At 74.0% G+C, this 15,286-nt stretch carries 16 protein-coding genes; 9 read left to right on the top strand and 7 right to left on the bottom strand.

What is annotated here, in order from left to right:
- Positions 1–243: 243 nt before the first annotated feature.
- Entirely contained in the window at positions 244–2,073 is a 1,830-nt protein-coding gene (locus ACFRAR_RS02820; protein ID WP_380694025.1) for an acyl-CoA dehydrogenase, read from the bottom strand.
- A gap of 213 nt (positions 2,074–2,286) precedes the next feature.
- Between ACFRAR_RS02820 and ACFRAR_RS02815 the strand changes: the two genes are divergently transcribed.
- A complete protein-coding gene (locus tag ACFRAR_RS02815) occupies positions 2,287–2,790 on the top strand; it encodes an SseB family protein (protein ID WP_380694023.1) in 504 nt (167 codons plus the stop codon).
- Positions 2,791–2,915: 125 nt separating this feature from the next.
- Entirely contained in the window at positions 2,916–3,875 is a 960-nt protein-coding gene (locus tag ACFRAR_RS02810) for a pirin family protein (RefSeq protein WP_380694020.1), read from the top strand.
- Positions 3,876–3,951: 76 nt separating this feature from the next.
- Here ACFRAR_RS02810 and ACFRAR_RS02805 read toward each other — a convergent pair whose 3' ends face one another.
- Positions 3,952–4,773 (bottom strand): integrase, encoded by an 822-nt coding sequence (locus ACFRAR_RS02805; protein ID WP_380694017.1) that lies wholly within the window; start codon positions 4,771–4,773, stop codon positions 3,952–3,954.
- 266 nt (positions 4,774–5,039) lie between these two features.
- Here ACFRAR_RS02805 and ACFRAR_RS02800 point away from each other — a divergent pair, with 266 nt between their 5' ends.
- Entirely contained in the window at positions 5,040–5,213 is a 174-nt protein-coding gene (locus tag ACFRAR_RS02800) for a hypothetical protein (protein ID WP_380694015.1), read from the top strand.
- Positions 5,214–5,299: 86 nt separating this feature from the next.
- Here ACFRAR_RS02800 and ACFRAR_RS02795 read toward each other — a convergent pair whose 3' ends face one another.
- Together ACFRAR_RS02795 and ACFRAR_RS02790 are read right to left on the bottom strand one after the other, a co-directional pair.
- A complete protein-coding gene (locus ACFRAR_RS02795) occupies positions 5,300–5,878 on the bottom strand; it encodes a TIGR03086 family metal-binding protein (protein ID WP_380694013.1) in 579 nt (192 codons plus the stop codon).
- Between the two features lie 26 nt (positions 5,879–5,904).
- Complete coding sequence (locus ACFRAR_RS02790; protein WP_380694011.1) at positions 5,905–6,771, bottom strand: alpha/beta hydrolase; 867 nt, start codon at positions 6,769–6,771, stop codon at positions 5,905–5,907.
- A gap of 198 nt (positions 6,772–6,969) precedes the next feature.
- Here ACFRAR_RS02790 and ACFRAR_RS02785 point away from each other — a divergent pair, with 198 nt between their 5' ends.
- Positions 6,970–7,632 carry a TetR/AcrR family transcriptional regulator gene (locus ACFRAR_RS02785; protein ID WP_380694009.1) on the top strand — a complete coding sequence of 221 codons (663 nt, stop codon included), beginning with the start codon at positions 6,970–6,972 and terminating at the stop codon, positions 7,630–7,632.
- Here ACFRAR_RS02785 and ACFRAR_RS02780 read toward each other — a convergent pair.
- The 3 genes from ACFRAR_RS02780 to ACFRAR_RS02770 form a co-directional block, all read right to left on the bottom strand.
- Positions 7,629–9,029, bottom strand: coding sequence for an amidase (locus ACFRAR_RS02780; protein WP_380694006.1), 1,401 nt, complete (start codon positions 9,027–9,029; stop codon positions 7,629–7,631). The two genes, ACFRAR_RS02785 and ACFRAR_RS02780, sit on opposite strands and share 4 nt — an antisense overlap.
- Positions 9,030–9,050: 21 nt before the next feature.
- Positions 9,051–9,281, bottom strand: coding sequence for a hypothetical protein (locus ACFRAR_RS02775; protein WP_380694003.1), 231 nt, complete (start codon positions 9,279–9,281; stop codon positions 9,051–9,053).
- A 109-nt stretch (positions 9,282–9,390) separates the two neighbouring features.
- Positions 9,391–10,047 carry an ATP-binding protein gene (locus ACFRAR_RS02770; RefSeq protein ID WP_380694001.1) on the bottom strand — a complete coding sequence of 219 codons (657 nt, stop codon included), beginning with the start codon at positions 10,045–10,047 and terminating at the stop codon, positions 9,391–9,393.
- Between the two features lie 230 nt (positions 10,048–10,277).
- On the opposite strand from ACFRAR_RS02770, the gene ACFRAR_RS02765 reads away from it, so the two are divergent.
- The 5 genes from ACFRAR_RS02765 to ACFRAR_RS02745 all read left to right on the top strand — a co-directional run bounded on the left by ACFRAR_RS02765 (position 10,278) and on the right by ACFRAR_RS02745 (position 15,274).
- Entirely contained in the window at positions 10,278–11,093 is an 816-nt protein-coding gene (locus ACFRAR_RS02765; RefSeq protein WP_380693999.1) for a hypothetical protein, read from the top strand.
- 180 nt (positions 11,094–11,273) lie between these two features.
- Positions 11,274–12,017, top strand: coding sequence for a YcnI family protein (locus ACFRAR_RS02760; RefSeq protein ID WP_380693997.1), 744 nt, complete (start codon positions 11,274–11,276; stop codon positions 12,015–12,017).
- Positions 12,018–12,094: 77 nt separating this feature from the next.
- On the top strand, positions 12,095–12,754 hold the full coding sequence (locus ACFRAR_RS02755; protein WP_380693994.1) for an SCO family protein: 660 nt from the start codon (positions 12,095–12,097) through the stop codon (positions 12,752–12,754).
- A complete protein-coding gene (locus ACFRAR_RS02750; protein WP_380693991.1) occupies positions 12,751–13,266 on the top strand; it encodes a copper chaperone PCu(A)C in 516 nt (171 codons plus the stop codon). Before ACFRAR_RS02755 ends, ACFRAR_RS02750 begins: the two co-directional genes overlap by 4 nt.
- 13 nt (positions 13,267–13,279) lie before the next feature.
- The gene (locus ACFRAR_RS02745) at positions 13,280–15,274 is read left to right on the top strand and encodes a FixH family protein (protein WP_380693988.1); all 1,995 of its coding nucleotides are present in this window, start codon (positions 13,280–13,282) and stop codon (positions 15,272–15,274) included.
- Positions 15,275–15,286 lie beyond the last annotated feature (12 nt).

Here is a 15,286-nt window from a genome sequence, read left to right as displayed (position 1 = left end):
CGAAGCCGGATGGGGAGCGGCTTCGCACCCGAGCATATGCCGGTACACGGACAGGGCACTCGGAACCTCCCGTCCGATGCGCGACCAGGACACGAGCGTGTCCGCCCCGCCCGACCGGCGGGTTCCGCGGCCGTTCCCGGCCCCACGCGCCGGGACCGTTCCGGCCCCGGACACACCGAAGGGCCCGGTGGCAGCCGGGCCCTTCGGTGTGAGGGTGTGTCGGGCAGTCGTGGGGGGGTGGGCCTAGAAGGCCTCCTCCGCCAGCTCCATGATCTCGTTGTCGATGCCCTCGGCGATCGCGCGCTGCGGGGCGATGGTCGGCAGGACGTTCTTGGCGAAGAAGCGGGCCGCCGCGACCTTGCCCTGGTAGAAGGGGACGTCCTTCTCCGAGGCGCCGGCCTCCAGCTTGGCCAGGGCCACCGCGGCCTGGCGCAGCAGCAGCCAGCCGACCACGACGTCGCCGGAGACCATCAGCAGGCGGGTGGTGTTGAGGCCCACCTTGTACATGTTCTTGACGTCCTGCTCGACCGAGGTGAGGTCGGCGATCAGCTTGCCGACGATGGCCGCCAGGTCGTCGGCGGCCTTGCCGAGCAGGGTGCGCTCGGCGGCCAGGGCGTCGCCGCCCTCGGCGGAGTCGACGAACTTCCGGATCTGCTCGGACAGCACGGTGAGCGCCTGGCCACCGTCCTTGACGATCTTGCGGAAGAAGAAGTCCTGGCCCTGGATCGCCGTGGTGCCCTCGTAGAGGGTGTCGATCTTGGCGTCCCGGATGTACTGCTCGATCGGGTACTCCTGGAGGTACCCGGAGCCGCCGAAGGTCTGGAGCGACTGGGCGAGCTGCTCGTAGGACTTCTCCGAGCCGTAGCCCTTGACGATCGGCAGCAGCAGGTCGTTCAGGCGCTCGGCGGCCTCGTCGTGCTCGCCGCGCAGCTTGGCGGCCGTCATGTCGTCCTGGACGGAGGCGGTGAACAGGACCAGCGCGCGCATGCCCTCGGCGTAGGCCTTCTGGGTCAGCAGCGAGCGGCGCACGTCCGGGTGGTGGGTGATGGTGACGCGCGGGGCGGTCTTGTCCAGGAACTGCGAGATGTCGGCGCCCTGCACGCGCTCCTTGGCGTACTCCAGGGCGTTCAGGTAGCCGGTGGAGAGGGTGGCGATGGCCTTCGTGCCGACCATCATGCGGGCGAACTCGATGATCTTGAACATCTGGCGGATGCCGTCGACCTTCTCGCCGAGCAGCCAGCCCTTGGCCGGGTGCTTGGCGCCGAAGGTCATCTCGCAGGTGTTGGAGGCCTTGAGGCCCATCTTGTGCTCGACGTTGGTGGCGTAGACGCCGTTGCGCTCGCCCAGCTCGCCGGTCTCCCAGTCGAAGTCGAACTTCGGGACGATGAACAGGCCCAGGCCCTTGGTGCCCGGCTTGCCGCCCTCGGGGCGGGCCAGCACCATGTGGACGATGTTCTCGGACATGTCGTGCTCACCCGAGGTGATGAAGCGCTTCACGCCCTCGATGTGCCAGGAGCCGTCCTCCTGCCGGATCGCCTTGGTGCGGCCGGCGCCCACGTCGGAGCCCGCGTCGGGCTCGGTGAGGACCATGGTGGAGCCCCACAGGCGGTCGGTCATCCGCTTGGCGATCTCCAGCTGCTCCTCGGTGCCCTCGTCGGCGATGACGCCGGCGAAGGCCGGGCCGGAGGAGTACATCCAGATGGCCGGGTTGGAGCCCAGGATCTGCTCGGCGAAGGCCCAGACCAGCGAGTTCGGGGTGACCTGGCCGCCGATCGACTCCGGGATGCCCAGGCGCCACCACTCGGCGTCCATGAAGGTCTGGTAGCTCTTCTTGAAGGTGGCCGGGATCGGCGCGGTGTTGGTCTCCGGGTCGAAGACCGGCGGGTTGCGGTCGGTGTCGGTGAAGGACGCCGCGAGGTCGTTCTCGGCGAGGCGCGAGATCTCGCTCAGGATGTTCTTCGCGGTCTCGACGTCCATGTCCGCGAACGGTCCGGTGCCGTACACCTGGTCGCGGCCGAACACCTCGAAGAGGTTGAACTCCACGTCCCGCAGGTTGGACTTGTAGTGACCCATGGCCGTTATCTCCGGTTCGTCGCTTCCGGGAGACCGCCTTCCGGCGCCCCGTACCCACCAGTAGGCATCATGATGCTACCCAGCGGTAACTTGGGCAAGCCCCCGCCGGCCGATCCACCGCTATGAACGTGGTCACGTCCCACAGCCGGGACGGCCGCTCCTTGTCAGGATCGATGCCAGCACAGGAGGGTGCGCTCCCGCTAGCCTGTCCGTGTGTACGGATATGACCAGAACACATACCCGGGCGATCCCTACCAGCAGCAGGCGGGGCCGCAGCCGGGCATGAACGGCATGCCCGGACCCGACGCCTACGGCGGGCAGTCGCAGACCCCCCAGCAGTCCCTCTACCCAGAACCCTCGCCGCCCTCACTCGCGGACGCGGTCCGGGCCTTCACCACCGGCTCGATGGCGGTCGAGGACTTCCAGGCGATCTTCATCACCTCGAAGGTGCACTGCCCCCGCGGCGACCGCCCCGGCTTCCTGGCGCTGCACAACACCCCGACGCCGGTGATCCCGATGTTCAGCTCGCTGAAGGAGCTGCGCCGCTACGCCGGCAAGGACTCCAAGCACTTCACCGTCACCGGCGCCGAGGTCCTGGACCTGCTGCCGACCGGCTACGGCTTCGCGCTGGACATGGAGGGCGAGCACCGGATGGTGTTCGACGCCAAGGCCGTCGAGCAGATGGTCGATTTCACGATGCGCCGGATGTACGGCTGACCCATCCTGGGAGAGGAGCCCCGCGCTCCCGTCACTACATAGTTCAACTTTCAACTTGCTTGTTGTTGAGGATTGAACTAACCTGAGGGACATCAGGCCGAAGCCACTCCCCGAAGGAGGCCGACATGCCCGCCGTGACCGTCGACAACCCGCTGACCCTTCCGCGCGTCACCACGCCGGACCCCGCCGTCACGAGCACCCGGCCGGTCCTCACCGTGGCCACCGCTCCCGAGGGCTACGAAGGCGAGGGCTTCCCCGTCCGCCGCGCCTTCGCCAAGATCAACCAGAAGTACCTCGACCCGTTCATCATGATGGACCAGATGGGCGAGGTGGATTACGCGGCCGGCGAGCCGAAGGGAACCCCCTGGCACCCGCACCGCGGCTTCGAGACCGTCACCTACATCATTGACGGAACGTTCATCCACCGGGACTCGCACGGCGGTGGCGGCACCATCACCGACGGCGACACCCAGTGGATGACGGCCGGCTCCGGCCTCCTGCACATCGAGAGCCCGCCGGAGTCGCTGGTGAAGTCCGGCGGCCTCTTCCACGGCCTCCAGCTCTGGGTGAACCTGCCCGCCTCGGACAAGATGATCACCCCGAAGTACCAGGACATCCGCGGCGGCAGCGTCAAGCTGCTCAGCACCGAGGACGGCGGCGCGCTGCTGCGCGTCATCGCCGGCGAGCTGGACGGCCACCAGGGCCCGGGCACCACCTTCACCCCGATCACCATGATCCACGCGTCGATCAACCCCGGCGCCCAGATCACCCTGCCCTGGCGCGCCGACTTCAACGCCCTCGCGTACGGCCTCGCCGGCAACGGCTCGGCCGGCAACGAGCACCGCCCCTTCCACCGGGGCCAGGCCGTCGTCTTCGGCGACGGCGACTCGATCACCCTGCGCGCCGACGAGAAGCAGGACTCCCGCGACAACAACTTCGAGGTCGTCCTCCTCGGCGGCCTCCCGATCCGCGAACCCGTCGCCCACTACGGCCCGTTCGTCATGAACAGCCACCGCGAACTCCAGCAGGCCATGGAGGACTTCCAGGCCGGCCGGCTCGGCACCATCCCCGCCGACGGCCACTGAGCCCGACCGCACACCGCGGAGCGGCGGACCGGTTTCCGGTCCGCCGCTCCGTCATGTGCGGGACGCCGTCACGTGGTCACAGCAGCGCGTAGAGCGCCGAGGCGTCGGCGTGGGTCTTGCCGCGCGGCCAGCGCTCGCAGGTGGCGTCGGCCCGTTCCGCCGCCCGGACCTGGGAGATCAGCTCGGCCGGACCCGACTCGGCGAGCAGCCGCAGCACGTCGCCCCAACTGCCCAGCCCGAAGCGCTCGGTGTAGCGCGAGGCGCCGTCGGTGAAGGCGGCCAGCGCGTGGAGCCGGTCCAGCGGGACGAAGCCGGTCTCGGCGTGCTCGGCCGCACGCGGGCTGGCGGCTGCGATCCACGGACCGTTGCCCCGGTTGCGGGCGGCACGCACGGCCAGCGCGTACTCCAGGTGCAGCGCGGCCCGTTCGGCCGAGCCGGGGACGGTCTCCCAGACCTGGCGGCGCAGTCCCTCCCCGCCGGGGAAGCGCTGGTTGTCCCCGATCACCTTCGGCGGACCGTCCTTGAACTCCAGCACCAGCAGCGAGTCGCCGAGCACCAGGTACTCCAGCGCCTCGCCGTGCCGCCGGGCCGCGACGACCATCGCGGCGGGGGTGTTGGGGTGCGCCAGGTCGCAGCGGCCGCCGTGCAGCGCGGCCGTCTCCACGATCGCGTCGGCCAGGCACTCGGCGATCGAGCGGTCCGCCCGGTCGGTGAGCCGGGCGAGCAGGTGGACGCCCAGCCGGCGCGTGTACCAGGCCGTTCCGTGCCGGCACCCGGACTCCAGGCCGGCCGGCGAACTCGCGCCGTCCAGCAGGACCAGCGCCTCCGGCGAGGCCGCGGCGAAGTCCTCGCTCTCGCGGTCGGGCCGCCGTGCTTCCCCTGCGAGCTGTAGCTGCATCCCGACAGTGTGGCCGCCGCCACCGGCCCGCGCCCAGACCCCTGCGCGGTGTGGCGCGGGCCGGGGCACGGCGCCCGGTGGCAGCCGGGGTGATCCGGCCATACCGTCGGACCGTGACCGGACGATTCGGCCGATCGGAGCGGGTCGGGTTCCGGGAGGCCTCCGGGTGTCCGGGTGTCCGGGTGTCCGGGTGTCCGGGTGTCCGGGTGGCCGGGTGGCCGGGTGGCCGGGTGTCCGGGCGGCCCGCGAGTGACGAGGAGCGGAAGATGTTCTGGCAGTTCATCGTGGTGCTGGCCGCCTCGCTCGGCTTCCCGACCGCCGCACTGTTCTTCCTGATCGGCGGGCCGCGCTTCCCCGACGAGCGGCGCGGGCCCGAGCGGCGCCCCGGGACCGGGACCGGGACCGGGACCCGCGGCGCCGGGGCCTCCAGGCTGTCCTAGGGTTTCCGGAATCCCCTGTGTCCCGGAGCCCCTGGGACGACCCCCGGGCTCCCGGGGCTCCCGGGTGCGCCACGGCCCCGGGCCCGTCACGGCTTCCAGGCCGGGTCGCGGCCGAGCAGCGCCAGGGCGTGGGCGAACCGGCCCTCGCCGCCACCGGGTTCGAGGCCCGGGGCGAAGACCCGGCCGGGTGCCCGGGCCTCCGGGGTGTCCGGGACGGCTTCGGTCACCGCCAGCAGCGTGGTGGCCAGCGCGTCGTGGGCGTCCACCGTCGCGACCAGCCCGGCCCGGGTGCCGAGCACCGCGGCGACGTCCCAGCCGTGCACCAGGGTGTCCAGCAGGTGGAAGCCCACCGCCTGGGCGAACGGGAAGGGGCCGCCGTCGCGGATCTCGGGCAGCCACAGGGCCCGGTCCGCGTCGGCGGCCTCCCGGAAGGCCTCGGTGAGGTCGGTGCCGGTGCGGCGGAAGGCGCCCGCCGGATCGGCGCCGAGCGGGGCGTCCGCGAACAGCGCCGGGTCCGGCCCGGCCCCGCGGGCGGCCGCGGCGAAACCCCGGTGCTGGCCGACGCAGTGCTCCAGCAGCCTGCGCAGCGTCCACCCGGCGCAGGGGGTGGGCAGGTCCAGCTGGTCCGGCCGCAGGCCGTCCACCACCCCGATGGCCAATTCCATTGCCCGTGCGTGCAGTTCGACGATCCTCATGCGACAGGGACCTCCAGTCCGGCGGAGATGAATCCGATCACCTGATCAACGATGGTCGGTTCCGCGACGATCCTGCGGTGGCCGAGCCCCTGGGTGACGACCAGCTCCAGCCGCTCCCCGTACGCCTCGCGGAGCCGGTGCGCCTCGCTCAGCGGGACGACGGTGTCGCCCTCGTCGTGCAGCACCAGGACCGGCCCGCCGACCGCCTCGACCCGGCGGGCCGCGTCGTAGCGCTCCCAGCCCCCGGCGTCCCCGGCGAACAGCTCCCGCTCGATCCGCTCCCGCAGCGCGCGCTCGACCTCGGCGTTCAGCCCGAGCCCGGCGCAGAACGCGGCCGGGAAGAAGCCGACCCGGGACACCCCGGAGACGGCCGCCAGCCGCCCCGCCGCCAGCCCGTCGGCCAGCGCGCCGAGGGCCGCGCAGACGCCGAGCGAGTGCGCCACCACCGCCTCGAACGGCCCGTACCGCTCCTGGAGCCGCAGGGCGAGTTCGCGGAACTCCGGCACACCGGTGCTCCGCCCGCCGGAGTCGCCGTGGCCCGGCGCGTCGAAGGCGACCGCGCTCAGCCCGAGCGCCCGCAGCCGGGGCACGTACGGGGCGAACCGGGACGCCCGGGAGCGCCAGCCGTGCAGCAGCAGGACCGGCCGCTCGCCGCTGCCCCAGCGGTAGCCGACCACCGGCTTCCCGTTCACGGCGAGCCGCTCGGCGACGGCCCGCCCGTGCACCTCCCGCTCCGACTCCCGCACCCGGCTGCGCCGCACCGGGTGCGTGAACAGTTCGAAGGCGGCCCGCCCGGCCGCGCCCGGGGCGATGCGGGCGGCGGGGTTGAGGACGCCGCGGACGAGTGCGTAGGCCGGATCCATCGGTGCTCCCTGTCGGTACGAACGGGTGTTCCCACGACCGTGCTGCGGTCCGGAGGCGGCGCACGTGCGCTCCCCGGCCGGCCCGCGGCGAGATATTAGCACGATCGTTCGTGCAGTTTTTGGGGCGCGGACGACCGACGCACTACCCTGGGCCTCACCCACGACGGGCGGACAGACCAGCGGAACAGGGGGCGCGCGATGGCCGGAGCGACCACGGACGGACGGGTGCTTCGCGGCGAGGAGACCCGCCGGGCGGTGCTGCGCCGGGCGGTGGCGATCGCCTCCGTCGAGGGCCTGGACGCACTCTCCATCGGCCGCCTGGCCACCGACCTCGGGCTCAGCAAGAGCGGCGTCTTCGCCGGCTTCGGCTCCAAGGAGGAGCTGCAACTGGCCACCGTCCGCGCCGCCCGCCGGATCTTCGCCGACGCCGTCGTCGCCCCGGTCGCCGACACCCCGCCCGGCCTCGCCAAGGCCCGCGCGCTCTGCGAGAGCTGGCTCGCCTACTCCCGCGCCCGGGTCTTCCCCGGCGGCTGCTTCTTCTACGAGGTCACCGCCGAGTTCGACGCCCGCCCCGGCGCCGTCCGGGACGCGCTGGCCGACTGCGCCCGGGAGTGGTTCGACACCATCGCCGAGTCCCTCGACGCCGCCCGGAACGCCGGCGACCTGCGCCCCGACGCCGACCCCGAGGACCTCGCCTTCGCCCTGATCGCGGTCCTGGAGACGGCCAACTCCCAGGCCGTACTGCACGAGGAGGACACCCCGTACGAGCGGGCCGGCCGCCTGCTGCCCCGCCTGCTGCGCGCCGGGGCCACCGACCCGGCGGACCCGACGCTCGCCCAGCCAGGCCCTGTCCGGCCCTAACCGTCCGCCAACACGGCTTCCAGCAGGGCGGACCGGGCCAGGAGGAGCTCGTCCCCGCCCGCCGCGCCGACCACCTGGAGCCCCAGCGGCAGCCCCTGCGGGGTCCGCCCGGCCGGCAGGCTCAGCGCCGGACGCCCGAGGAAGCTCCACGGCAGCGACATCACCGCGTCGCCCGTGCTGTGCAGGCCCTCCGGCGCCCCGCCGGTCGCCGAGGGCGCCAGCCACAGGTCCACCCCGGCCGCCGCCTCCGCCGCGGCCACCCGTTCGCGCAGCCGCTCGCGGAACCGCAGGGCGGCCGCCCGGTCCTCGGCCGTGACGCCCCGGCCGACCCGGATGCTCGCCACCGTCTCCGGCCGGTAGAGCCCGCCGAAACGGGCGAACCAGTCGGCGTGGCCGCGGGCCAGCTCGAACCGGTTGACCAGCTGCAGCTGCCGTCTCACCTCGGCGAAGTCCGGGAACAGCTCGACCCGCCGCACGGCCGGCCCGGCCCGCGCCAGCCTGTCCAGCAGCTCCTCGAAGGCCCGCCGCGCACCCGGTTCGGCGCACTCCAGGTACGTCCCGTCCGGCACCCCGAGCACCGGCACGGCCGGCTCACCCGGCGACTGTTCCCCGGCGCCGCCCGGCCGACCGTCACCCCACCGGCCGTCACCCTGCCGGCCGTCGCCCCGCCAGTCGTCGCCCCGCCAGTCGTCGCCCCGCCAGCCGTCGCAGAGCAGCGAGGCCGCCAGCGCCGCACCCGCCAGGTCCGCGGTGAACAGCCCGAGGGTGTCGAAGCTCGGCGCGTTCGGGATCACCCCCGTCATCGGGATCCGCCCGTACGTCGGCCGGAAGCCCACCACCCCGCAGTACGCGGCCGGGCGGATCACCGAGCCGACCGTCTGGGTGCCGATCGCCAGCGCCACCAGCCCGGCCGCGACCGCCGCCGCCGAACCGCTGCTGGAGCCTCCCGGGGTATGCGCCGGATGGTGCGGATTGCGGGTCGGCCCCGGGGCGCTCGCGGCGAACTCCGCGGTCACCGTCTTGCCCGCGACCAGCGCCCCCGCCGCCCGCAGCCGGTCCACCACCACGGCCTGCGGTCCGGCCAGCACCCCGGGCGGCAGCGCCGATCCGCCGTGCGTGGGCAGCCCGTCCACGTGCACGATGTCCTTGACGCCCACGGCCACCCCGTACAGCGGCGGCCGGCCGGCCGGCTCCGGGTACCGCGCGGCCAGTTCCCGCGCCTGCGCGTGCAGCCTGTCGTGCCGCCCGGGCTCGGGCACGAACGCGTGGACCAGCGGATCCACCCGTTCGACCAGCGCGCACAACCGGTCGACGTACTCGGGCAGTTCGGGCACACCGGCGCGCAACCCGGCCGCCTCCCGGATCAGCGGCCGCGGCCGGACCAGAGGTTCCTCCATGCCGGGCAACGGTAGCGCCGCCTACGGGTGCTCGGCCGCCAGGTACGGAGTCTCACGCAGGAAGTACGCCCCGCAGGTGTGGCAGCACAGCTCGGGGGTCTTCCCCCAGTCCAGCGCCGACCGCACCGCCGCCGCCGGATCGAGCTCCCGCCCGCACATCGCGACGCTCTCCTCGCCCCGGACCACGTGCCACAGCCGCACCCCGCCGGCCTCACCGCCGGCGTCGTACTCGGCTCGCATCTGGTGCATCATGCTCCCCATCGTCCGGCGGCCGCACGGCGGTCGGCAACCGGAGCGGGCCCGCCGGCCGACGCCCCTCCCCCGGACGGACGGTCGCGCACGCCCCGCCCGCGGAACGCCCTCAGGACGCCTGCAGCAGCGCCCCGTCCTGCCACTTGAGGATCTTGTCGAAGCTCACGATCGCCCCCCGCAGCGGGTGGTTGCGCAGCTGCACGTGGTCGGTGAGGGCGTGGATGAGGAACAGCCCGCGCCCGGACTCGGCGGTGAGGTCGGGGAGGGCGTCCAGGTCGACCGGGCGCAGCGTGGGGGTGCTGGGGCGGCAGGGCAGGACGTGGGTGTCGTACGGGTGGCCGTCGCTGCGGGGCCGGTGGGCGGCCAGCACCCGGGCCGGCACGGTGGCCCGGCCGCGGCGGGAGCGGCCGCGCGCGGCCGGCCGGGCCGGGGCGCCGCCGACCTGACGGCGGGCGGGCACGGCCGGCACGACGGGTGACGCCGGGGCCGCGGGCGCCACGGGGCCGGGCAGGCCGGGGCCGGAGTCGGTGACCTCGATCCGCAGCCGGTCCCCGCGGATCGACGCGGTGACCTGGAACCCGTCGTCCGGCCGCCCGGTGGCGCCGTGCTCGACGGCGTTGGCGCAGGCCTCGCTGAGGGCGACGCCGAGGTCGTCCGCGATCTGCGGGTCGACGCCGGCCGTCGCCATCGCACCGAGCAGGATGCGCCTGGCCAGCGGGACGCTGGCCGGGTCGCGCTTGAGGTGCAGAGTCCACCAGATGTCCACGGGAGGTCCCTCCTGGCTGCGGCTCCACATACAACTAGGTATCTCCGAACGATTCCCGGGTGAACCGTGCCCGAGGCCGGCTACCGCCCGTTCGGCGGATGGACTGGGGGCCGGGGTCTGTGCCGGGCGAGGCGTACGCCCCCTCGCACGCCGCGGCCGAAAGGGGCATTCGTAGGGATTTCCCACCCTGCCCGTCCCAGCGGCGTACGCAATGAGAGGATGGCCCGGCCATGACTGCCCTCGCCGCCGCCCCGCGCCCGGGCGCCCCCGGACCGGCCCAGCCGGTGGGGGCCGCCGCCTGGGACCTGCGGCTTGCCCGGGCGGTCCCGTTCGCGCTGGTGTGCACCCTGATAGCGGCCGCCGGGCACGCCCTGGCGGGCGGCGGGAACGTGCCGCCGAGCGCGCTGGCGGCGGGCTTCTCCGTGATCCTGGCGTTCGCGTCGGTCTGCGGCGGACGGGAGCGTTCGCTGGCGGCCATCGCCGGGGCGCTGGGGGCCGGGCAGCTCGTCCTGCACTGCCTCTTCCACGGTTTCAACGCCTCCATGCCCGGCATGCACCACGGCGGCTCCGGTCCGCTGACCTTGCCGCAGGTGGCCGGCCGGCTGATCTGCAACGAGGCCCGGCCCGGCACGCTGCTCGGCCTGACCGGCGGCCCGTCCCCGGAGCAGTTGGTCTCCTCCGCGGGTCTGGACCCGCACGCCTTCGCCACCGTGTCCTGGTGGCAGGCGGGCGTGTTCGGGATGACGCCGTCGATGCTGGCCGGGCACCTGGCCGCCGCGCTGGTCGCGGGCTGGTGGCTGCGGCGCGGCGAGGCGGCGCTGTGGCGGCTGCTGCGGGTGGCCGCCGCGGCGGCCCGGGAGCACTGGGCGGCGCCGCTGCGGACGGTGTTCGCGCTGGTGGCCGCGCTGCTGCGCGGTCTGTTCGGCGCGGCCGGTCCGGCCCTCCGGTTCCGGGCCCGGGGCGGCGGGAGCCCGCTCCCGGCGGGTGCCGTGCTGCGGCACAGCGTGGTGCGGCGCGGACCGCCGTACGGGGCCTTCGCGCACTGACCGACGTTCCTGGTGTCCGCGTGGACCCGGGTTCGCGGTGTGCGCACCGTCCGGCCGTTCCCCGCGTACCGGGGCGGCCCGAGGCTCAGCCCCCACGTCCCCACGCGCGGCCCGCCGCGGCACGGTTCACGTCCGTCGCCCGGTCCCGGTGCCGCCGAGCTCCGATCGGAGACCCGCATCATGCGTTCCCTTCCCACCCGCCGCATCGCCGCCGTCGCCCTCACCGCCGCCGCCTCCGTGGTGGCGCTGGCCGGCCCCGCCTTCGCGCACGTCACCGTGAACCCGGGCGCGGCCGCCCAGGGCGGTTACACGGCCGTCGACTTCCGGGTGCCGAACGAGAGCGACACCGCGAGCACCGTGAAGCTGGAGGTCAACCTCCCGCTGGACCACCCGCTGGCCTCGGTCCGGACCCTGCCGCTGCCGGGCTGGACCGCCGCGGTCGAGAAGGCCAAGCTCGACAAGCCGATCAAGGTGCACGGCAACGACGTCACCGAGGCCGTCTCCAAGATCACCTGGACCGCCGACGCCGGCACCAAGATCGCCCCCGGCCAGTTCCAGGAGTTCCGGGTCTCGCTCGGCCCGCTGCCGACCGACACCGACAGCCTGGAGTTCAAGACCCTCCAGACCTACGACAACGGCGACATCTCCCGCTGGATCGACGAGTCCAAGGACGGCCAGCCCGAGCCGGCCAAGCCCGCGCCCGTCCTGAAGCTCACCAAGGCCGCCGAGGGCGACGGCCACGGCGTCACCGCCTCCCCGGCCGCGACCGGGGGCAGCTCTGACCACGCCGCCGCCGCCGGCGACGCCAAGTCCAGCGACTCCACCGCCCGCACCCTGGGCGTGGTCGGCATCGTGGTCGGCGTGATCGGCACCGCCGTCGGTGTGCTCGGCCTGCGCCGCAAGAGCGGCGGCTCCGCTTCCTGACCCCCGCGCCGGCGGGGCCGTACCCAGCGCACGGGTGCGGCCCCGCCGGCGGTCCACCGCGCACGATCGGAACTCCCATGCACCGCACCACCCGTCTGGCCGGCGCCGCCGCCCTCGCGCTGGCCGCCGCCCTGACCCTCTCCGCCTGCGGCTCCTCCGGCGGCGGCTCCTCCGCCGCCAAGGTCACCCAGCAGAAGGAGAACACCCCGTACCAGGGCACCAAGCTCGCCAAGAACTTCGAGAAGCCGGACCTCCAGCTGACCGACACCTCCGGACAGCCCTTCGACCTGCGCCAGCGGACCAACGGCAAGGCCACCCTGCTGTTCTTCGGCTACACCAGCTGCCCGGACGTCTGCCCGACCACCATGGGCGACATCGGCGTCGCGATGAAGGCCCTCCCCGAGGCCGAACGGCAGAAGATCGACGTCGTCTTCGTCTCCACCGACCCGGACCGCGACAACCCGAAGGTGCTGCGCACCTGGCTGGACTCGATGGGCAGCGACTTCATAGGCCTCACCGGGGACCTGGCCAAGGTGAAGACCGCCGCCAGGTCGCTCGGCATCATGATCGAGGACCCGGTGGTCAACGCCGACGGCACGGTCACCTCGACCCACGGCGCGCAGGTGCTGGCCTTCCTCCCCTCGGACGACAAGGCGCACGTGCTCTACATGAGCGGCACCGAGGAGAAGACCTACGAGCACGACCTGCCGCTGCTCGCCCAGGGGGTCGCGGCGTGACCTCGGTGACCACCGGAACCCGCCGCTTCCGCCGCACCGCCCTGCTCGGCGCCGTCGTCGCGACGGCCCTGGGCGGCAGCGCCGTCCTGGCCGCCTGCGGGACGGACGGCGGCACCGCCGCGCCGGACGCCGCCTCCAGCGGCCCGGCCAGGATCAGCGTCGCCGACTCCTACATCCCGATGCCCCCGACCGGCGGCATGGCGGCCGGCTACCTGACCGTCCGCAACGACGGCGGCCGCGACGAACTGCTCAAGGTGACCAGCCCGGCCGCCCAGTCGGTCACCATGCACCGCTCGACCGAGTCGACGATGGAGCAGGTGGACAGCCTGGACGTGCCCGCGCACGGCGACCTGCGGCTCGCCCGCGGCGGCAACCACCTCATGATCATGGGGTGGCAGAAGGCCCCCACCCTCGGTGACGAGCTGGAGCTCGACCTCACCTTCGCCAAGTCCGGCACCATCTCCGTCAAGGTGCCGGTCAAGGAGCTCACCTACCGCCCCGGCCAGAGTTAGGGAACCCGCCACCATGCAGTCGGCCGGCCTGGAGAAGGCCACCCACCGTCGGATCGCCGGGGTGTTCGCAGTGCTCGGCGCGTTGCTCGCGCTGATGCTCGCGGGCGCCGGGCCGGCCTCCGCGCACGCCACCCTGGATTCCACCGACCCCCGGCAGAACTCGGTGGTCGCCACCGCCCCCCAGGCGGTCACGCTGACCTTCAGCGAGTCCGTCTCGCTCTCCAGCGACTCCGTCCGGGTGCTCGACCCGGCCGGCAAGCCGGTGGACACCGGCAACCCGGCGCACGCCGACGGCAAGGGCAACACCGCCCGGGTCGGACTGAAGGGCGGCCTCGCCAACGGCACGTACACGGTGGCCTGGCGGGCCGTCTCGGACGACTCGCACCCGGTCGGCGGGGCGTTCACCTTCTCCGTCGGCGCGCCCTCGGACACCTCGGTGTCGGCCACCGCGCTCCAGGGCGCCAAGGCCGACGGCCTGGTCGCCGCCCTGTACGGCACCGGGCGCACCGTCGCCTACGCGGCCTTCGCGCTGCTGGTCGGCGTCGCCGCCTTCGTCCTGGTCTGCTGGCCGGCCGGCACCGCCCGGCGCCGGGTGCAGCGGCTGCTGATGACCGGCTGGACGGCGCTGCTGGTCTCCACCGTCGCGGTGCTGATGCTGCGCGGCCCGTACGAGCGCGGCTCGGGCGTCGGACAGGCCTTCGACCTGTCGCTGGTGCGGGCCACGCTGGACGAGCGGATCGGCACCGCGCTGGCCGCCCGGCTGCTGCTGCTCGCGGCGAGCGGGGTGTTCCTGTCGCTGCTGGTCGGGCAGCTGGGGCAGCCGCCGAAGCCGCTCCCCGCGGCGGCGGAGCCGGACCGGGACGACGCCGAGGCCGTCGAGCTGCACGAGCTGGAGCGGCGGGCCGCGGCGCGGCCGCAGCGCGAGGTCCGGCTCGGCCTCGGGGTGGCCGGGCTGGTGCTGGCGGTCGCCCTCTCGGCGACCTGGGTCGGCGCCGACCACGCCTCGGTGGGCATCCAGGTCTGGCTGGCGCTGCCGTTCGGCGTGCTGCACCTGATCGCGATGGCGCTCTGGCTGGGCGGGCTGGCCGCGCTGCTGGTCGCGCTGCGCGAGGGCGTCGGCGCCGGGGTGGTGGACCGCTTCTCGAAGATCGCCTTCGGGTCGGTGGCCGTGCTGGCCGTGACCGGGGTCTACCAGTCCTGGCGGGGCCTGGGCGGTTGGGGGGCCCTGACCGGCACCGAGTACGGGCGGCTGCTGCTGGTGAAGAGCGGCTGCGTGCTCGTGATGCTCGGCGTCGCCTGGATGTCCCGGGCCTGGCTGGCCAAGCTGCGCTCGACCCCCGCCGAGGCGGCGGAGGTCGAGGCGGCGGAGGCCGAGCTGCCGGAGCCGGTCGCGGTCGCGGCGCACGCCGAGGACCCGGTCCGGCAGGCGCAGCTGGAGCGCCAGCGGGCCGTCCGGCGCAGCGCCGGACGCGACCGCGGGCTGACCCCGACCCGGGCCGGGCTGCGCCGCTCGGTGCTGGTCGAGGCGCTGGTCGCGGTGGCGGTGCTGGTGGTCACCACGATGCTGACCAACTCCCCGCCCGGGCGGGTGGCGGGCGAGGTCAAGGCCGGGGCCGCCGCTCCGGTCGCCGACGGGGCCGCGGCGCCGCAGACCGAGCCGGGCCGCACCGTCGACCTCAAGCTCCCGTACGACACCAAGGGCCGGACGCCGAACGCCAAGGGCACCGCGACCGTCACCCTCAACCCGGCCCGGACCGGACCGAACGAGGTGAGGCTCGCACTCGACGGTGCGGACGGGCAGCCGGTGGACGTTCCCGAAGTACAGCTAGCCTTCACCCTGCCGGACCGCGACCTCGGCCCACTGCCGGTCGCGCTGACCCCGGAGGGCGTCGGCCGCTGGAGCGGCACGGCCCAGCTCCCGCTGGCGGGGACCTGGGTGGTGTCGGTGCAGATCCGCTCCTCCGACATTGACCAGACCACCCCGACCCAGCAGTTCAAGATCGGATGAGCGAGATGACGG

The organism is Kitasatospora sp. NPDC056651 (assembly GCF_042792155.1).
GTDB lineage: Bacteria > Actinomycetota > Actinomycetes > Streptomycetales > Streptomycetaceae > Kitasatospora.
This window is presented reverse-complemented; position numbering and strand designations above follow the sequence as displayed.